Source organism: Lactobacillus sp. VURO6/B1 (VP7), assembly GCF_058139575.1.
Genome location: NZ_JBVOWJ010000002.1, coordinates 12,600 through 28,887, shown reverse-complemented (window position 1 = coordinate 28,887; position 16,288 = coordinate 12,600). Strand labels below are relative to the sequence as shown.

Sequence of the window (16,288 nt, the reverse complement as noted above, 5' to 3'; positions counted from 1 at the left end):
CTCTAATTATTTTTAGCAGATTTAATTACTTTTAAATATCTATCTTTGCCTCTTCTTATATTATAGATTCTCCTTTCGCTACTAAGTCCAACTATTATTCCTAAGAGTAAAAAAGTTAGTATTAAATATTTCAAGCTACTGTTTGTAATAAATGGCAAAAAGTTCATTTTTAATGGTATAAATGTACATATAATTACCAAAATATTAATAATAATTTGGATCCATAAATAAATCCTGGTAACTGGGACGTCACTCTTGCGGTTATGCATCTTAGTTAGTTGTTCTATTGCGGCAATTCCAGACAAGAAGGTCATCAGTCCTGACAATATTATGCCTGGCATTTTCTGATATTCAAGCAAAATCAATAACCATAGCAGATTGGAAAAAAGAAAAAATATTACAGTGTAGCGCACCATTAAATAACGACTAAAATACAGATACCTAATATTGTCTTCACGTTTTTTATGTTCAATTTCATCCTGATTAGAAAATTTTCGCGCCATATATCTCAAACCTCTATATCTTAAATATTTACTATATAATACAAACAATTATATAGTAGCTATTATTTATTAAAAATAATAATAGCTTTATAGAGAAGCTTGCTGGTAAAGTAACAATAAGTATAAAATATATTTGTTAATGCAATCATCAGAAAAAAAGGAGATAAAAATGTATTCAGCCAAAATGCCAGATGGATTTTTATGGGGCGGAGCCGTTGCTGCTCATCAGTTAGAAGGTGCTTGGAACGAAGATGGCAAAGGAATGTCAGTTGCTGACGTCATGACAGTAGGTTCAGCTTCTAAGCCACGCGAAATTACTGACGGAATTGTTGCAGGCAAAAATTACCCTAACCATAGTGCAATAGACTTTTATCACCACTATCAAGAAGATATTAAATTAATGGCAGAAATGGGTTTTAAAGCCTTCAGGACCTCCATTGCTTGGACTAGGATTTTCCCCAATGGTGATGATGAAAAGCCCAATGAAGCCGGTTTAAAATTTTATGATGATTTATTTGATACTTGCCATCAATACGGTATTGAACCGGTAATTACTTTATCTCACTTTGAAATACCATTTAATTTAGTTAAGAAGTACCACGGCTTTACTAACCGCAAAGTAATTGATTTCTTTGTTCGCTTTGCCACAGTTTGCTTTAAACGGTATCAAAGTAAAGTAAGGTACTGGATGACCTTCAATGAAATTGATAATCAATCTGCATACAATGATGACTTTTTAATGGCTACCAATTCTGGGATTATTCTTAAGAACATGACTGACAAAGAAAAAGAAGCTGCAATGTATCAAGCAGCTCATTATGAACTAGTTGCCTCTGCCTTAGCTGTTAAAGTTGGACATCAGATTAACCCAGATTTTCAAATTGGCTGTATGATTAACTATTCTCCAGTAAGGCCTTTGACTCCTTCATCTGCTGATATGCTTTTAGCGGACAAGTTTGAGCAACGGCGCGACTGGTTTTCAGACGTTCATGTCTTTGGTGAATATCCCAAAGAAGTTGAAGCATATATTGAACGAAACAGCTATCGACCTGATATTACTGATGAAGACAGAATTGTACTGAAAGAAGGTACAATTGACTACGTGGGCTTCAGTTACTATCAAACAACAACTGTCTCAGCCCAAAACGTAAAAGCTGATGAATTAAATGACTTATCTAAGGCAAAAGCTACTAATCCAACTTTGGAAAAAAGTGATTGGGGCTGGGAGATTGATCCCGCTGGCTTAAGAATTGCTTTAAACCATCTAACTGACCGCTATCATAAACCACTTTTTATTGTGGAAAATGGTTTAGGTGCATACGACAAAGTTGAAAAAGATGGTTCTATTCACGATGATTACAGAGTAGATTACTTAAGAAAGCACATTTCTGAAATGGAAAAAGCAGTTGAAATTGACGGGGTTGACCTAATGGGTTACCTGCCCTGGGGTCCAATTGACCTGGTATCTGCTGGAACAGGGCAAATGGATAAACGTTATGGCTTTATCTATGTAGACAAAAATGATGCTGGCGAAGGTACTTTGAAGCGCTCACGCAAAGATTCATTTGATTGGTATAAAAAAGTTATTAGTTCAAATGGTCTAAATTTAGATTAAGATAATATTTTAAACACTCATAAAATAAGCGATTCCTCTAATCAGCAGGAATCGCTTATTTTTTAAGTATTCAATTTTTTACCATAGTCCCTGAAAAGCCCTTAAAGAAACTGATAGTGCTAAAAAGCATAACTATTCTGTTAAATTAACTACGTTACTATTTTTTAAAAGTTACTAAATAATTGATCTATTTGCTGATATTCATCTGTTGTTAAATTAACCTGCATAGCAGCTGCATTGCTTCTAACTTGATCAGCATTACGTGCACCAGGAATGACAACACTAATTGCTGGATTTGCCATATACCAAGCTAATACAGTTTGTGTAACTGTCGCTTGATGATCAGCAGCAATTTTTCTGACGCCATCAATACCTTTCATTGCATCATCATACTGCTTTTCACTGAAATCTCCCAGTAATTTTCCACCATCACTATTCTTAAACTTTGCCCAGTCTTTTAAATAATATTTACCGGTCAAAAGTCCTGAGGCTAATGGGAAGAACGGTACAAAGGAAATATTATTTTCCTGTAAGTACTTCAATTCTTCTTTAACTGGAGCTTGATGAACTAGGCTGAACTGGTCTTCAACAATATCAACTTTGCCATTTTTATTTGCTTCTTTAATCTGAGCTAAAGAAAAATTGGAAACACCAATTGCTCTTATTTTACCCGCTTTTCGAATCTCATCTAAAGTTTCGATTGCTTCATCTTTAGGCGTATCCTTGTCCGGAAAATGAATATAAAAAATATCAATATAATCTGTTTGCAATCGTAATAATGCTTCATCGACTGCTTTTTTAATAAACTCAGGACTATTATTAATAGCCATATCGTGTGACTGGTCTTGAGCTGCCTTAGTAGCAATTATTACTTTTGAGCGATCATAGTCTTGCAGCACATCACCAATAATTTCTTCAGATCTTCCAAGGCCATATACATAAGCTGAATCAAAAAAGTTAATTCCCTGTTTTAAAGCTTCTCTTAAAAGATCATAGCCATCTTGTTCATTTAAATTCTGAAATAAGTTATGTCCACCAACTTTGTTAGTTCCTAAACCTAATGGAGTAGTATAAACGTCACTTTTACCAATTTTTATTTGTTTCATTTTGATTCTCTCCTAAATAAATGACTTGAGAGGCTCAAGGCAATAACTTTGTAGATTATACTTGTAAGAAAAAAGCAGACAATATTTCATCAAAGGCAACCCAATCTATTGAATTGGTTTTTAACCATTGAACTTATAAAAATTTCTATTATTCAACAAATTGAAATTTTTGCTGGCATGAACTCTTAACTACTTTTTATCAGTTTCTTCTTTTAACGCACCTGCTTTAAAAAGCTTTTCATAAAGGTCTACCATTTCTCCAGCTAAATCCCTAAAGGTAATAGCATTCATCAAATGGTCTTGAGAATGAACCACCAGAAGTGTAACCTTCGTGTGATCTCCTTGAGCCTCTTTGGTCAGCATCCCTGTTTGAGAGTTATGTGCTTCATTCAAAGAGTCGTCTGACTCCTTCAATTTAGCACGCGCACCTGCAATGTCACCCTTTTTTGCAAGGCGAATAGCTTCAAATGCAAGGCTTTTAGCATTGCCTCCGTTGGCAATAAGTCCCATGGCTGCTTCTAAAGTTTCTTGTTCTTTTTGTTCAGCCGCTTCTTTTTCCGCCATTATAATCCCCTTATCCGTTAATTAAGTCTTCAGCTTGTTGTAAAACCTTTTTACCATCCATCATGCCATAGGCACGCATATCAATAACTCCAAGAGGAATATCATTGCCTTCTTTTCCTTGACCTTGGACTTTATTCTTAAAGTCGTCTTCCATATAACGAATTTGCGGCCCAAGCAACACACAGTCGGGATGATCTTGTTCAATGTGTTGTGAAGCTTCTGATGCTGGACACGCAAAAATATGTGCATCAATACCCTGATCCTTTGCTGCTTGTTGCATCTTGGTAACTAATAAAGATGTACTCATTCCGGCACTGCAGTTAAGCATAATAGTTTGTTCTGCCATAATAATACTTTCCTCCTAAAAATGTATCCTAATATTAATATTCTCTATTATAGCACGTTTAAAATAGCGCTTACTAATATATCTATTAATTTTTATATTATATAAAAAAACTTTTATTATACCTTATGTTTATGATTAAAAGAAAAATATTCGTGGCTTTGTCAAAACTTTTACTACCACGAATATTAATATAATATAGTTCAAATGTTTCTTTTGAAAATCTGTCAAAGTAATAATTCCTATGAACTTTTAGAAAATTAGTTAAAATCCCCTAAAAGCCATCACACTTCCAGCTATACCAATAATTAACAATGCCAAACCAATAATTAGAGAAGTCCACATTGCCACTGGCATAAAACCGTTATTAGTGCCCTTATGTAAAATGCCACGGATATAAACGACACTATTAACTATTTGATAAGACCCTAAAGCCATCATAATCACAGCAATGATCATTAAAAATGCTGCACTTGTTAAAAAGTTTGTCATTTTAACACCCTCTTTTAAATTACATTACTATATTATAAAGTAATTTTACCACCTTTCGAAATTAAAGTGGCTAAAATTTTATCATGTTTTTAACTTTAAATTTAAAATGATCAAAGAGACAAATGAAGCCGCCAATTTGTATAAATAAGTTAAAAAAAGAATGAACCGGCAATTGTTAGAATTGAATAGCCATTATTGGTGCCCTTGCGTAAAATATTTCTAGTATATTTATAGCTACTCACTAACTCAAAAATTGCTCGCAAAATTAATATGATCCCCTTATCGTTTTTTAAAGATCATATTAGCCAAAAAGTTAGTCATTTTTTCGCCCTCTTTAATATTGAAAAAGTCTTTTCATCCTTATATTTTATTCATTATAAAGCTTTTAATAAAAAAGTATAGCATTGACTGCTATACTCTCTTATTTAAAATTCTTCGTCATCAGCAGATGGTTCGACATCTTGGTAGCGATAAACTCCAGTTTTACCTGCTTCTATTATTGCTGATAGCAGCTTTTCTTTCTCTAACTGATTGCGATTGATGAACAGTTCCAGCAACATGGGAATATTAACACCCGTGATAATTTCCATTTCCGGATTGCTCTTTAGTAAGCTGACCAGCGTGTTAAAAGGAGTCCCTCCCTTTAAATCTGTTAAACAAAAAGCTGACCCTTTTAGCTTACTTATTTTTTCACTTATTTCAGACTTTAATTGTTCTAAAGATTCACCCTCTGTGAAACTCACTGTTTGGCAGTTAACTTGTTTACCACAAATCATTTCTGCTGACTTTAATAATTCAGGTGCTGAATTACCATGTGTACAAATAATTACTCCAACCATATAATCACACTATAATTAATAATCTAAACAGCGGTAGTAACGGCGAATATCCATCGGATGACGGTTAATATGCTCAATATGAACGTCAATTCTGTTATTAATAGCATGGAAGACAAACGGCGACAAGGTGCCACGATATTTTTCAGAAAAGCCTGGCAGATCATAGTCTTTAGAATCAATAATAGTATAGTTACCACAAATTTCTGGTAAAAATTTAGCAACACGTTCGCTTAATGGCCGTTGACTATCTTCACCGACATAGACGGTAACTGGTGTATCACGGTCAACAATTTCAAACATCCCATGGAAAAATTCTGCTGCTTCTACTGCGCGCGTTCTAATCCAGTGTTGTTCTTCCCAATAGCACATTGCATATGAATAAGTTGCACCCCATTGATTGCCGGCACCGACAAAATAGTGAATTTCATCGTCATGGTGTTTCTCGGCAAATTTTTGGGCAAAATCATCCGCATTTTCTTCAATATCAGCAATGTCTTTCGCAAAATGTTGGTCCATTTCTTGATAAAATTTATCATAATCTGGAAATTCGCCATTCAAATACATTAAGCGGTCTCCGACCATGAAGAATTTTAACTGTTCATTTTCAGGATAAGAAATACAATACGTTAGCATTGAAGCTAATTTAGCGTGTGGGTCGTCCATAAAACCTAAAATGATTGCACCAACTTGGTTTAAGTTTTTAACTGCATCAACCATTTCTTTGGTATTTCCAGTAACTGAGGAAATTACCACCAAGGTCTTGTCGGTAATACGTTTATTACCAGTTACATTATATTCAGCGGCATTTTGATAAAAAGTTTCTAAACCACTTTTTTCTTTCATGTGGATATTAGCCTGCATCCCCGAAGCATAGGTGCCACCGATTCCCAGCCAGCAAATATTGGTTATGCCTTTTTTAAATAGTGGATCAATCACATCTTTAATTTGGCTCCGCAGTTTTAGGGCACCAGTCATACTATCAATTAATTTTTGCTTGTTAAATTTACGCATTTTTTCTTCCTCTTTTTTAAAATTATTATATTTTTGAAGCTGTTATCTGATCAAAATCCGGGTACGCAGAATGTTGCAAATCTATCTTCTTCACTTGTGATAACTTATAGGCTAGCAAGTGAATCGGTACAGTCATAAATAAAGAAGCCAAAAGTTCGCTTGTTGTAATACCTAGACTGAGGTTGTCAGCTGTTGAATTTTCATCTTTACCTGCATATATTGTGTAGACATTTTTAACATGCTTATTTAAGAACCGCTTTAAAAGCGCCATTCTGTCGTGTAATTTTCCCATCGGGTCTAAACAAATGATAAAGTCATCCGGGTTCAACCCCAAATAAGGACCGTGCATGTATTCTTCCAGTTCTTTTCCCCAAGCACTAATACGAACTGCTTCAGTCGTCTTGGTTTCACCTTCGCGGCTGACACCATAAGCTGCACCGTAACCGATAAAAACTAATCTCTTCGCGGTGGCAAATTTACTAATGTTATTTTCAACCCAACTACTTGCCCGCTTAATTACTTCAGGCATCTTCTGAACTATATTTTTTATTTCAGCTAAAATTGGTGTAAATTCTACAGCCGAAAGCTTGCCTGTTTTTTGTGCAATTAACATTGCTAACAACATTAAATCTAAAATTTCTACGCTATAGCCAGCACTGACATAAGGCATTTCTTCAACTGGCATTCCCATATCTAAAACGTGATGACAAACCTGGCCAACTGGACTATCAAGTTCACTGGTTAAAGCAAAGACTGTATTACCGGCATCTTGTAATCGCTGAATAATTTTTACTACAGAATAGCTGTGACCTCCTTGAGATATTGCAATACATAAAGAATTTTGCTCAACATGAAGCAAATAGTTTTCCGCTATAGACGGCTCTTCAATTTTTACAGGCATTTTTAAAATATTACTCATAAACGGCAATGCCCCATATGCGGCATTAGAGCTTGAACCAGTGGCATAAATAACAACATTAGTAATATCGTTATTTATTTGTGCTATCTGCTTAGCAAACAAATCGTCATAATTTTGCAAAACTGCTTCATAGTATTTTGGTTCTAAGTGGACATAATCTTCTATACTTTTCACAAGAATCTCCTTTAGTTACTGACCCAGCAGTCCTGACCAGGCACCAAATATTCCGATTGCTGCTATTAGCAACAATATATATTGTGATTTCCAACCTTTTTTATCAAGCCAGAAAATAAAGAATGTAAACAATAGTGGCAAAATACCGGGAACAATGCCATCACAAATTTTTTGGACGGTGGTTGCTTCAGCACCACTGCCAATCTTCAAAGGCATTTTTAACGTTACCATGGTCGCAACCATAGCCCCGACAACAGCAAGTCCTAAAACAGAAGCGCCATAGGTTAGCTTATCCATTAAACCTGTCTTTTGCACTTTATCGATAAAGGAGGAACCGATATTGTAGCCAATAAACAAACCGTAGTATCTAGTGATAATGGCCGGAATATTAAAGATCAACAAGAACAAAATTGGTCCTAAAATATTACCTTGCATTGCCAGAGAAGTACCAATTCCTGTAGCAATAACCCTTAACGTACCCCAAAAGAATGAATCACCGATACCACTCAAAGGTCCCATTAAAGCAACTTTAATGTTATTGATTGAAGCTGCATCAAAATCAGGATCAAGTTCGTTTTGCTCCTCCATCGCAATTGAAATACCCAAAGGAAAAGTACTGAGCCAAGGCGTAACATTATAAAACTCAAGGTGCCGCTTATAAGCGTCCTTTAATTTTTCCTTGTTTTTACCATAGATCTTTCGTAAAGCCGGAACCATAGAGTAGGCATAACCAAGATTCATTTGGCGTTCATAATTCCAAGCCCATTCCATCGTGAACGACCGCCAGAATGTTTTCATTAAATCTTTTCTGGTGAGTAACTTAGAATTCTTCATCTTCATAATCTATGCCTCCATCATCTGAATCTTTTTCGCTTGTATTATTAGAATTAGCAGCAGTATTTACTAACGGTTGGCCTTTGAAAGCGGAATAGCCGGTTAAAATAAGGGCCAAACATGCGCCGAAAATGGCTACGCCAGTTACTGATACCTTGAGATAGACTGCCAAGGCAAAACCAATAATAAAGAAAGTGACATTATTTTTGTTGACCATCATTTTAAGCAGCAGAGCAAAACCATATGCTGGCAGAAGCCCTGTGGCAATTCCCAAGCCATTAATAATAAATTGGGGAATGACTGCTAAAATTGCTTTAATTACTGGACTGCCTAAAATATAAGAAATACCAACTACTAAACCTATTGGCAAGTTAACCGAGAAAAAACCGCCCAAAACGTTCATCCTACTTACACCACTGCCGTCAGCTTCTTCAGCATATTTATCAGCGCGGTGAACGAAGAATGGTAATATGAAAATAAAACATAAATTTTTGATTACCAAAACCAGTGATGCAATTGGAATACCCAAGGTTAAAGCAACCGCGGTACTCTTGCCCGCTCCAATGGCAAATGCAGTTCCCAAAACACTACCGGAAATTATTTCTGGGGGAATTGCCGCACCAATAGAAAATGAACCAACAAAGGCTAACTCTAAAGTTGCCCCCATAATAATGCCCTGATGCAGGTTACCCAACACCAAGCCAGTTAACGTACAGGTTACAAGTGGCCTTGACAGCATGGATGAACCAACAAAGTATTCACCATTACCCATCATCGCAATTAAAGCCAAAATAATTGCGGTTAAATATACATTCATTATTTACCTCCAATCATTTTTTATGAAATTCCTGTTTCTCATCATTAGGTACCTGCTGAATCCAGATATCTACTCCCTTTTGCTGCAACTGAGCTAATTCATTAGCCTCCTCTGCAGTTAAATTAATTGTTTTAGAGTAGTTTTCTGTTCCCTCTCTGGGCTTAGTGCCACCAAGATTAAGGCTCGTTATTTTGTCTCCAGTTCCTTTAATTAATTCAACAGCGTCAGCAACCGATTCCACTACGATTAACATTTTATATTTATCGGTTACCCCAGAATTAATTGCTTTAATACTGTCTGCTACAGACTTCATTACCAGTTTAGACTTTTCCGGTTTTGCCAATCTGATGGCCGATTTACGAAAATTATCATGGGCAACATCATCATTTACTACAAATATCGTATTAACGTCTAAACTATTAAACCAGGAAACAGCTACCTGCCCATGGACCAAGCGATGGTCAACTCGCACTAGTTTAATCATTTTTCTTTCCTCCATTAACTAAAATCTATTGAGTACCTTGTTTTTACAGCATCCTGCAGTCTGTACTCTAGGGCTACAATTTTACCCTGTCTAGTTGAAAACAGGTTCGTAATTTTAAACACAGGATCTTTTTCCTGTATATGAAATTGCTTACTAATTTCTTCTGTTGCTTTAATTAACTGAAAGTCTTGGTAAACATCATCCGGCTTCTGTGTACCGGTATTGACCGCTTCAATAATTGACATTACTTTTAAGCAATTTGAATCAAATCCCGGAAAGTTATCTAAAAGCAAAAGTAAATGTTCGCAGGTAATTTCACCCTTAATTTCCGCTGTAAAAGAAATATCATATAATAACTCCTGTGAGCTCACATTAAAAACTGCAGCATAATATGAACCAACTAGCCTTAAGTAAGTATCCTTAAATTTTATTTTGTCCGCTGACTCCAAATATAACGGCCTAATAATGCCTGTCATTTCCAAAATATTTTGCTTTGAAATTATTGGAGCAACAAATAAACCACTTCCTTTTTTACGCACAACCTTATTTTCAGCTACCAATTTATTAACAGCCTTTCTAATTGTGGTTCTACTAACATCATATTTTTTTTGCAATTCAGCTTCATTTGGCAGCGTGCTGCCAGGAGGATATCCACCATTATTAATTTTTTGATCCAAATCAGCATATATTTCTTTAAAAAGCAAAACTAATCCTCTTGATAATCATAAATATTATTGGCATTAAAATGATATTTAAATTTATTTCCTAATAAATATTGGGTAGTACTCTCAATTGGAAAATCGTCGTCTTGATAATTAAAGCTGTTTACTTGATAGAGAGGAGTCCCCTTTTTGACCTGCAACAGGGTGCTTATTTTCTCATCAGCCAAAAAGCAACCGATACTCTCTCTACCATAGGTTGGCCTGATTTGATATTCTTTTTCCAGTACCTCATAAAGTGACTTATTAGTAAAATCAATATTTGCCAGTCTGGTAAAATCTGTTTGATTAAAATATGTTATTTCATAGGTTAAAGGAATATCTTTGACAAACCTAATTCGTGCAATCTTGATAGCCAGTCCTTCAGGTGCATTAAAAAAATCCTTTAATCTCCCAGGCATTTTTTCAATGGTGGTTGCCAAGTGCTCGATTTTGACAGTTTTATTCTTAAGTTCAGTTGTCATTGAGTCCATGCCCAGCATATTAATGTCAATTTTCTTGTTAGAAATTATTCCCGTTCGTTCTTTGGCTTGTATTTGGCCTTCATCTTTAAGCCTGTCTAGAGCATGCTTAACTGCATTACGACTAACTTGTAATTTTTCTGATATTTCCCGTTGCGAAGGTAATTCACTCACTTTTTTAAAGTGGATTAAAAATTCTAAGTATTCTTGTACTTGTACTGCAGCAGTTCTTTCTTTAAATTCCATGATATCGTCTTCATTCTGGTATCATTATCTTATTTTTTTGCTTCTTTTTTTAAAAAACTCCCGTTTTAAAGGGCTAAATTCAAGGATATTAATGTTTTAAAATATACCTTTATTATTTTTGGTACCAGATTTATAGTAATCGCTTCCACTTATCTTGTCAATGTTTTTTTATTTAATCCGCATTTTTATCTGTCTGAAGGCGCTTTAATAGTCGAATTTGCCTTAACTGTTGGTAATTACCGGCAAAGTAAAGTAAAATATTTAAGGGTTAAAAAGGAGTGGCATAATGTCGAGACTAGAAAGGCCTGTCGTGATCGGAATTACTGGTGGCTCAGGCAGTGGAAAAACCACAATTGCTCAAAAAATTGTTGCACAAATGCAGGAAAACGAACATGTCCTGATTATGACGCAGGACTCTTACTATAAAGATAATACCGGTATCCCCATGGCTAAAAGAATGAAGATCAATTATGATCATCCCGATGCCTTTGACGTACCATTACTAGAAAAGCAACTACGTGATTTGCTGGCATACAAGCCAATTGAGATGCCCGTTTATGACTTTAAAGAACATAATCGCAGCCAAAAAACGATTCACAAGGAACCTGCCGATATTATTATCCTTGAAGGAATTCTGGTTTTAGCTAACAAAGAGATTCGCGATTTAATGGATATTAAAGTGTACGTTGACACAGACGACGATATTCGTTTTATTAGGCGCTTAGAACGGGACTTAAATGAAAGGGGCCGCTCTATTGAATCTGTAATTCACCAGTATTTGAGTACCGTTAAGCCAATGTATCATCAATTTATTGAACCTACTAAGCGTTATGCTGACATCATTGTCCCAGAAGGTGGCAAAAATGATGTGGCTATTGATATGCTGACTACTAAAGTTCATTCTATTTTAAGTAAAAAAGAGCAATAAAAAAGGGAGTAAACGTACTTGAGCCCCAAAAGTTGGACAACTTTTGGGGCTCAAGTACAAAATGCATTACTGGCATTACTCCTTTTTGCGTATTTAATCAACTTTAGGTTTTAAAGCATTGTCAAATAAATTCGTAATTAATTTCACTAAAACGCCATCGAAAACTAACGCAGAAATGATGTTAGTAATGAACATCACTATTTGAACCTGCATACTGAATTTACTCCAACCATATAAAATATATGATGGAATGAAACAGCCAAATGAAGCAAAGAATGCACCAGTTAATACGCTTTTCCAGGTGAATTTTTGGTAACGCTCTTTTTTAGGAAAAAAGCCAATTTCATTAGTCGCACCCTGAATGACTCCTGAAAGAATGGTAGTAGCTCCCCACTGCCCACCAATTGCCATTTCAACAATTGATGCCAGCAGTTCACCGATTGTTCCAGAACCAGCTGTGGGAACAAAGTACATTGCCAGTGGTCCCGCCATAAGCCATAAACCAGAAAACACAGTATCCGTCACCGGTGCAAAACCTGTGGGTACCAAGAGCATCTTAACTAGATTAAAAGCCCAGTTAAAACCATAAGTATAAATTACGCCCATAATGATACCAATCAGCGCGATTAAAATAATTGACTTCACATTCCATTTTGAAGACCTTGTAAACATAAAAATACTCCTAACTTTATAAGTCATTAGGAGCATCTTTAGTAACTAAATTTAACACTTCCCTAACGCAGGTATTGTCCCGTTCAGGTTCAGAGGGTATTTCTCAGCTATTTGGCACCCCTAGTGACTGATATTCATTTTTACTAGTATAGCACATTTTAACTATTGAAGTGACCCTAAATTTAAGGTCACCTCAGTAGTTTTTTCTGCTCTATGCAAAAGAACAATTATTTTTAAAACTGACTAAAACTCGCTAGTTTTTCTTTAGTAAGATCACGAATGATAGCAAGGGTCAGATCTACAGACGCTTTAAAGTCAGAATAAGCACTAAAGCAATACGGCGAATGCTCATAGCGCACCGGGATGCCAATCACAATAGTAGGTGCTCCGTTTTCATAATAAATGGCAGCACCATCCTGGCCACCACCAGTACGAACTGAACGAGTGTACGGAATTTTATTCTTATCAGCCAATTCGCAAGCATACTGTTGAAATTTAGGATTAGGTAAAAACGATGTATCCATGTCACGAAGCATTGGACCTCGCTTTAATCCAGTTTGGGATAGCCATTCTGGGGTAAAAGTATCATCAGCAGGACATGATTCCAAAACGATAGCTAAATCAGGTCTTACAGCTCTGGCTGTGACATATGCACCCCGCAAGCCCACTTCTTCCTGGCTTGAAAGTGCAGCTACAACGTTAAAATCACATTGTTCGCCCTTTAAATTGTCCAGGACATCTGCCATAGCTGCTGCGCCAAAACGGTCATCAAAATCTTTGCCAAAGAACAAACCAGATTTTTCATTGTATTCACATTTAACATCCACAAAAATTGGACAGCCAGTATCAATTTGATAATCATTAATAGTTTCAGCTCGAGAACTGGAACCAACATCAATAGACATGTCAGCCACATCTGGTACATTATTTTTTTCAGCAGCAGTCATAAAGTGTGGGGGCTTAGTAGCAACTACTCCGGGCACATACTCACCCGCACGATTTTTTATTTTAACGCGTAAAGCAGGAATATTGTATTTGACCCAGCCACCCAATGGTACGAATTTAATCATTCCATTAGGACGAACAGCCTGTGTAATAAAGCCAACTGAGTCTGAATGAGCATCTAATTGAATTACCGGCTGATCTTTTTTATTTTCTTTCTTAGTTGCATATACATTGAGCATGCCATCAACTTTAACATTAGCAAAATCACGAACTGTTTCAGTAAACAATTTAACAAATTCTTCTTCAAAGCCCGAAGTAGAATTGGCATCGGAAAAGTCTTTGAGCATTTTTATTTCTTGTTGTTTATCCATTTTTTTACCTTTCACTTAAATATCTTATTCTTTAATTTTACCAAAAACTTGCATTACAAGTTTAAAAAATAAATAAGTCCGTAAATAATCTTACTGCTTTTAGTAATATATATACTTTTTGTACGTAATTTACACCTTAATTACTTAAAACAGTCCAAAATAATCTGTTTTTTTGCTCAAAAAATGATATAATCGAAAATATTAGGAATTATAATTGTTTTAAATGAAGGGTAGATAAATGCCAAAAAACGACAATATTAATAATATTATTGATCATAAATTGTTTAGTGAAGATGACATTCACCAGATGTGTGTCAAATTAGGAAAGCAACTTACCACCGATTATGCTGGTAAAAAGCCACTAATTGTCGGGGCTCTTAAAGGTGCCATCTTCTTCTTAACCGATTTAGTCAGAGAAATGGATGTTAAAGCAGAAATTGATTTTCTGGATGTTTCCAGTTATGGTAACGAAATGGAGTCTTCCGGCAAAGTTAAGTTAGTTTCTGATTTAGCAACCGATGTGAAAGATCGTGATGTTTTAATCGTTGAAGACATTGTTGACACTGGTCTGACTTTAGATTTTATGAAAAAGTTGCTTGAAAAACGTGGCGCCAAAAGCGTTAAATGCTGCGTTTTACTAAACAAAGAAGCAAATCGTAAAGTAGATGTTGATATTGAGTACTTTGGTTCAAAAGTCGGAAATGAATTCGTAGTGGGTTACGGACTTGATTTTATGAATTTTTACCGCAACTTAAAATATATTGGTGTGTTAAAACCTGAAATTATTAAATTAGTTAATAATAAATAAAAAGGAGTTGTCCAAGAGACAACTCCTTTTCAAATGTCTATTCTTCTTTAGACGCCTTTTTTTCTTTAGCTACAGCTTTAACTATAAACCAGCGCATAAATCCTTGCTCTATATCGTCAAGTTTAAATTCAAATCCTTCTAGCTCAACTTTTTCACCTTTTTTCAAATCTGGATAATGTTCCATCATATAGCCACCAATTGTAATAATGTCACTATCCTGGAAACTTTTTAAATCCTTTTTAAAATATCTAGCAAAATCATATAATGTTGTTTTGCCAGATACATGAATATTACCTTGCTCGTCCCTAATTATATAATCATCAGAAACATCATCTATTTCATCTTTGACAGTACCAAATAATTCTTCGTAAATGTCCTTATCTGTAACTATTCCGCTGGTACCACCGTATTCATCCACAACAAGGACAATTGGCGTGTGCTTCTTAATCATTAATTGCAGAATATCCTGAATTGGCATCGATTCAGGTACAGTGATCATCGTTCTAATGATGCGCGTCACTGGCACTTTATCATCAATTTGACTCTGCTGAATAACATCAAAAGCATAAATATAACCAACAATATCATCCTTATTGTTATCACGCACAACCGGTATTCGGCTTGAACCTTCGTCTAAATACATTTTAAGAGCTTGCTTAATTGTTTCAGTTGAATTAATAACTATTAGCCGAGTTCTATCTGTCATAATGTCTTTAGCTATTTTGTCATTCAGCTCAAAAGCACGTTTCATGTAGGTCAGATCATTTTTATCAAGCGAACCCCCATGAACAGCTTTACGTGATAATTTAATAATTTCTGATTGAGAGTAAACCTGATTTTCCTCATCAGCCGGCTCAAAACCTAACATTTTCAGTAAACCATTTGAACTAGCATTAAGTAACCAAACAAAAGGGTAAACCAAAGTATGAAATAACTGTAAAGGTGTTACAATTTTTAGCAAAATCTTCACAGGCATGTCAATTGCAATATTTTTGGGCACGATTTCTGTAACTACAACTTCTAAATAAGTTAAAAGAATAACGCCTAAGATTGCGCTGATAGAGCGAACGACAGAATGATTTAGATTAACTAAATTAAACATTCTTTCAAATATTGCAGCTAAAGTATCAGCAGAAAACCAACCTAAGACTACTCCAACAAGGGTAGTTCCTACCTGTGTTGTGGAGAGATACTCATTTAAATTATGAGTCATATGCAAAGCGCGTTTAACTTTGCGATGGTTGCCAATTTTATTAGACAGCATATCTTCAAGTTGGCTTGGCCTAGTTTGAACCAAAGCGAATTCTGCAGCCACAAAGAAAGCTGCAAAAACAAAAATAACTAAAGTTGCTATTAAATTAGTAACTATTTGGGCTGTACTCAAAATTTATATCACCTTTATTAGTTTATCGTTTAAATTAAATTGCCTCATTAAAC

The 16,288-nt window shown here is 35.3% G+C and carries 19 protein-coding genes and 1 riboswitch; of the genes, 3 read left to right on the top strand and 16 right to left on the bottom strand.

Annotated elements, in window-relative coordinates:
• Positions 1-2 precede the first annotated feature (2 nt).
• The gene (locus ACZ2M0_RS01305) at positions 3-503 is read right to left on the bottom strand and encodes a PTS cellobiose transporter subunit IIA (RefSeq protein WP_490058227.1); all 501 of its coding nucleotides are present in this window, start codon (positions 501-503) and stop codon (positions 3-5) included.
• A gap of 169 nt (positions 504-672) precedes the next feature.
• Here ACZ2M0_RS01305 and ACZ2M0_RS01300 point away from each other — a divergent pair, with 169 nt between their 5' ends.
• Entirely contained in the window at positions 673-2,118 is a 1,446-nt protein-coding gene (locus ACZ2M0_RS01300; protein ID WP_490058226.1) for a 6-phospho-beta-glucosidase, read from the top strand.
• A gap of 164 nt (positions 2,119-2,282) precedes the next feature.
• On the opposite strand, the gene ACZ2M0_RS01295 is transcribed toward ACZ2M0_RS01300, so the two are convergent.
• From ACZ2M0_RS01295 to ACZ2M0_RS01240, 12 genes are all read right to left on the bottom strand, one after another.
• Positions 2,283-3,224 carry an aldo/keto reductase gene (locus ACZ2M0_RS01295; RefSeq protein WP_490058225.1) on the bottom strand — a complete coding sequence of 314 codons (942 nt, stop codon included), beginning with the start codon at positions 3,222-3,224 and terminating at the stop codon, positions 2,283-2,285.
• A 189-nt stretch (positions 3,225-3,413) separates the two neighbouring features.
• Complete coding sequence (locus ACZ2M0_RS01290) at positions 3,414-3,788, bottom strand: PTS lactose/cellobiose transporter subunit IIA (protein WP_490058224.1); 375 nt, start codon at positions 3,786-3,788, stop codon at positions 3,414-3,416.
• A 10-nt stretch (positions 3,789-3,798) separates the two neighbouring features.
• Positions 3,799-4,134 (bottom strand): PTS sugar transporter subunit IIB, encoded by a 336-nt coding sequence (locus tag ACZ2M0_RS01285; protein ID WP_490058223.1) that lies wholly within the window; start codon positions 4,132-4,134, stop codon positions 3,799-3,801.
• Positions 4,135-4,395: 261 nt separating this feature from the next.
• The gene (locus ACZ2M0_RS01280; RefSeq protein WP_223902419.1) at positions 4,396-4,623 is read right to left on the bottom strand and encodes a hypothetical protein; all 228 of its coding nucleotides are present in this window, start codon (positions 4,621-4,623) and stop codon (positions 4,396-4,398) included.
• 425 nt (positions 4,624-5,048) lie between these two features.
• A complete protein-coding gene (locus ACZ2M0_RS01275) occupies positions 5,049-5,462 on the bottom strand; it encodes a PTS sugar transporter subunit IIA (protein WP_490058222.1) in 414 nt (137 codons plus the stop codon).
• Positions 5,463-5,477: 15 nt separating this feature from the next.
• The gene (locus tag ACZ2M0_RS01270) at positions 5,478-6,473 is read right to left on the bottom strand and encodes an SIS domain-containing protein (protein ID WP_490058221.1); all 996 of its coding nucleotides are present in this window, start codon (positions 6,471-6,473) and stop codon (positions 5,478-5,480) included.
• A gap of 25 nt (positions 6,474-6,498) precedes the next feature.
• Positions 6,499-7,566, bottom strand: a complete 1,068-nt coding sequence (locus ACZ2M0_RS01265) for an SIS domain-containing protein (RefSeq protein ID WP_490058220.1) — start codon at positions 7,564-7,566, stop codon at positions 6,499-6,501.
• 15 nt (positions 7,567-7,581) lie between these two features.
• Positions 7,582-8,406 carry a PTS system mannose/fructose/sorbose family transporter subunit IID gene (locus ACZ2M0_RS01260; protein ID WP_046331716.1) on the bottom strand — a complete coding sequence of 275 codons (825 nt, stop codon included), beginning with the start codon at positions 8,404-8,406 and terminating at the stop codon, positions 7,582-7,584.
• Positions 8,387-9,217 (bottom strand): PTS sugar transporter subunit IIC, encoded by an 831-nt coding sequence (locus ACZ2M0_RS01255; RefSeq protein ID WP_187161080.1) that lies wholly within the window; start codon positions 9,215-9,217, stop codon positions 8,387-8,389. Before ACZ2M0_RS01255 ends, ACZ2M0_RS01260 begins: the two co-directional genes overlap by 20 nt.
• A 13-nt stretch (positions 9,218-9,230) precedes the next feature.
• Positions 9,231-9,701 carry a PTS sugar transporter subunit IIB gene (locus ACZ2M0_RS01250; RefSeq protein ID WP_490058219.1) on the bottom strand — a complete coding sequence of 157 codons (471 nt, stop codon included), beginning with the start codon at positions 9,699-9,701 and terminating at the stop codon, positions 9,231-9,233.
• Positions 9,702-9,715: 14 nt separating this feature from the next.
• Positions 9,716-10,405 carry a GntR family transcriptional regulator gene (locus tag ACZ2M0_RS01245; RefSeq protein ID WP_490058218.1) on the bottom strand — a complete coding sequence of 230 codons (690 nt, stop codon included), beginning with the start codon at positions 10,403-10,405 and terminating at the stop codon, positions 9,716-9,718.
• A 2-nt stretch (positions 10,406-10,407) separates the two neighbouring features.
• Positions 10,408-11,127: a GntR family transcriptional regulator gene (locus tag ACZ2M0_RS01240; RefSeq protein WP_223902412.1), complete on the bottom strand. Its 720-nt coding sequence runs from the start codon at positions 11,125-11,127 to the stop codon at positions 10,408-10,410.
• A gap of 286 nt (positions 11,128-11,413) precedes the next feature.
• Between ACZ2M0_RS01240 and udk the strand changes: the two genes are divergently transcribed.
• A complete protein-coding gene (udk, locus tag ACZ2M0_RS01235) occupies positions 11,414-12,055 on the top strand; it encodes a uridine kinase (RefSeq protein ID WP_490058217.1) in 642 nt (213 codons plus the stop codon).
• 93 nt (positions 12,056-12,148) lie between these two features.
• On the opposite strand, the gene ACZ2M0_RS01230 is transcribed toward udk, so the two are convergent.
• Together ACZ2M0_RS01230 and ACZ2M0_RS01225 are read right to left on the bottom strand one after the other, a co-directional pair.
• Positions 12,149-12,727, bottom strand: coding sequence for an ECF transporter S component (locus ACZ2M0_RS01230; RefSeq protein ID WP_419513939.1), 579 nt, complete (start codon positions 12,725-12,727; stop codon positions 12,149-12,151).
• A 42-nt stretch (positions 12,728-12,769) separates the two neighbouring features.
• Positions 12,770-12,859, bottom strand: a riboswitch (TPP riboswitch).
• Positions 12,860-12,960: 101 nt separating this feature from the next.
• On the bottom strand, positions 12,961-14,043 hold the full coding sequence (locus tag ACZ2M0_RS01225; RefSeq protein WP_490058216.1) for a M42 family metallopeptidase: 1,083 nt from the start codon (positions 14,041-14,043) through the stop codon (positions 12,961-12,963).
• Positions 14,044-14,281: 238 nt separating this feature from the next.
• Here ACZ2M0_RS01225 and hpt point away from each other — a divergent pair, with 238 nt between their 5' ends.
• Positions 14,282-14,851, top strand: coding sequence for a hypoxanthine phosphoribosyltransferase (gene hpt, locus ACZ2M0_RS01220; protein ID WP_490058215.1), 570 nt, complete (start codon positions 14,282-14,284; stop codon positions 14,849-14,851).
• A gap of 37 nt (positions 14,852-14,888) precedes the next feature.
• Here the strand turns inward: hpt and ACZ2M0_RS01215 are convergent, their stop codons facing one another.
• A complete protein-coding gene (locus tag ACZ2M0_RS01215) occupies positions 14,889-16,235 on the bottom strand; it encodes a hemolysin family protein (RefSeq protein ID WP_490058214.1) in 1,347 nt (448 codons plus the stop codon).
• Between the last annotated feature and the right edge of the window lie 53 nt (positions 16,236-16,288).

Excerpts from the sequence above, each read along its gene's own strand:
- ACZ2M0_RS01305 (WP_490058227.1), bottom strand. The coding sequence starts at position 503 with ATGGCGCGAAAATTTTCTAATCAGGATGAAATTGAACATAAAAAACGT.
- ACZ2M0_RS01300 (WP_490058226.1), top strand. The coding sequence starts at position 673 with ATGTATTCAGCCAAAATGCCAGATGGATTTTTATGGGGCGGAGCCGTT.
- ACZ2M0_RS01295 (WP_490058225.1), bottom strand. The coding sequence starts at position 3,224 with ATGAAACAAATAAAAATTGGTAAAAGTGACGTTTATACTACTCCATTA.
- ACZ2M0_RS01290 (WP_490058224.1), bottom strand. The coding sequence starts at position 3,788 with ATGGCGGAAAAAGAAGCGGCTGAACAAAAAGAACAAGAAACTTTAGAA.
- ACZ2M0_RS01285 (WP_490058223.1), bottom strand. The coding sequence starts at position 4,134 with ATGGCAGAACAAACTATTATGCTTAACTGCAGTGCCGGAATGAGTACA.
- ACZ2M0_RS01280 (WP_223902419.1), bottom strand. The coding sequence starts at position 4,623 with ATGACAAACTTTTTAACAAGTGCAGCATTTTTAATGATCATTGCTGTG.
- ACZ2M0_RS01275 (WP_490058222.1), bottom strand. The coding sequence starts at position 5,462 with ATGGTTGGAGTAATTATTTGTACACATGGTAATTCAGCACCTGAATTA.
- ACZ2M0_RS01270 (WP_490058221.1), bottom strand. The coding sequence starts at position 6,473 with ATGCGTAAATTTAACAAGCAAAAATTAATTGATAGTATGACTGGTGCC.
- ACZ2M0_RS01260 (WP_046331716.1), bottom strand. The coding sequence starts at position 8,406 with ATGAAGATGAAGAATTCTAAGTTACTCACCAGAAAAGATTTAATGAAA.
- ACZ2M0_RS01255 (WP_187161080.1), bottom strand. The coding sequence starts at position 9,217 with ATGAATGTATATTTAACCGCAATTATTTTGGCTTTAATTGCGATGATG.
- ACZ2M0_RS01250 (WP_490058219.1), bottom strand. The coding sequence starts at position 9,701 with ATGATTAAACTAGTGCGAGTTGACCATCGCTTGGTCCATGGGCAGGTA.
- ACZ2M0_RS01240 (WP_223902412.1), bottom strand. The coding sequence starts at position 11,127 with ATGGAATTTAAAGAAAGAACTGCTGCAGTACAAGTACAAGAATACTTA.
- udk (WP_490058217.1), top strand. The coding sequence starts at position 11,414 with ATGTCGAGACTAGAAAGGCCTGTCGTGATCGGAATTACTGGTGGCTCA.
- ACZ2M0_RS01230 (WP_419513939.1), bottom strand. The coding sequence starts at position 12,727 with ATGTTTACAAGGTCTTCAAAATGGAATGTGAAGTCAATTATTTTAATC.
- ACZ2M0_RS01225 (WP_490058216.1), bottom strand. The coding sequence starts at position 14,043 with ATGGATAAACAACAAGAAATAAAAATGCTCAAAGACTTTTCCGATGCC.
- hpt (WP_490058215.1), top strand. The coding sequence starts at position 14,282 with ATGCCAAAAAACGACAATATTAATAATATTATTGATCATAAATTGTTT.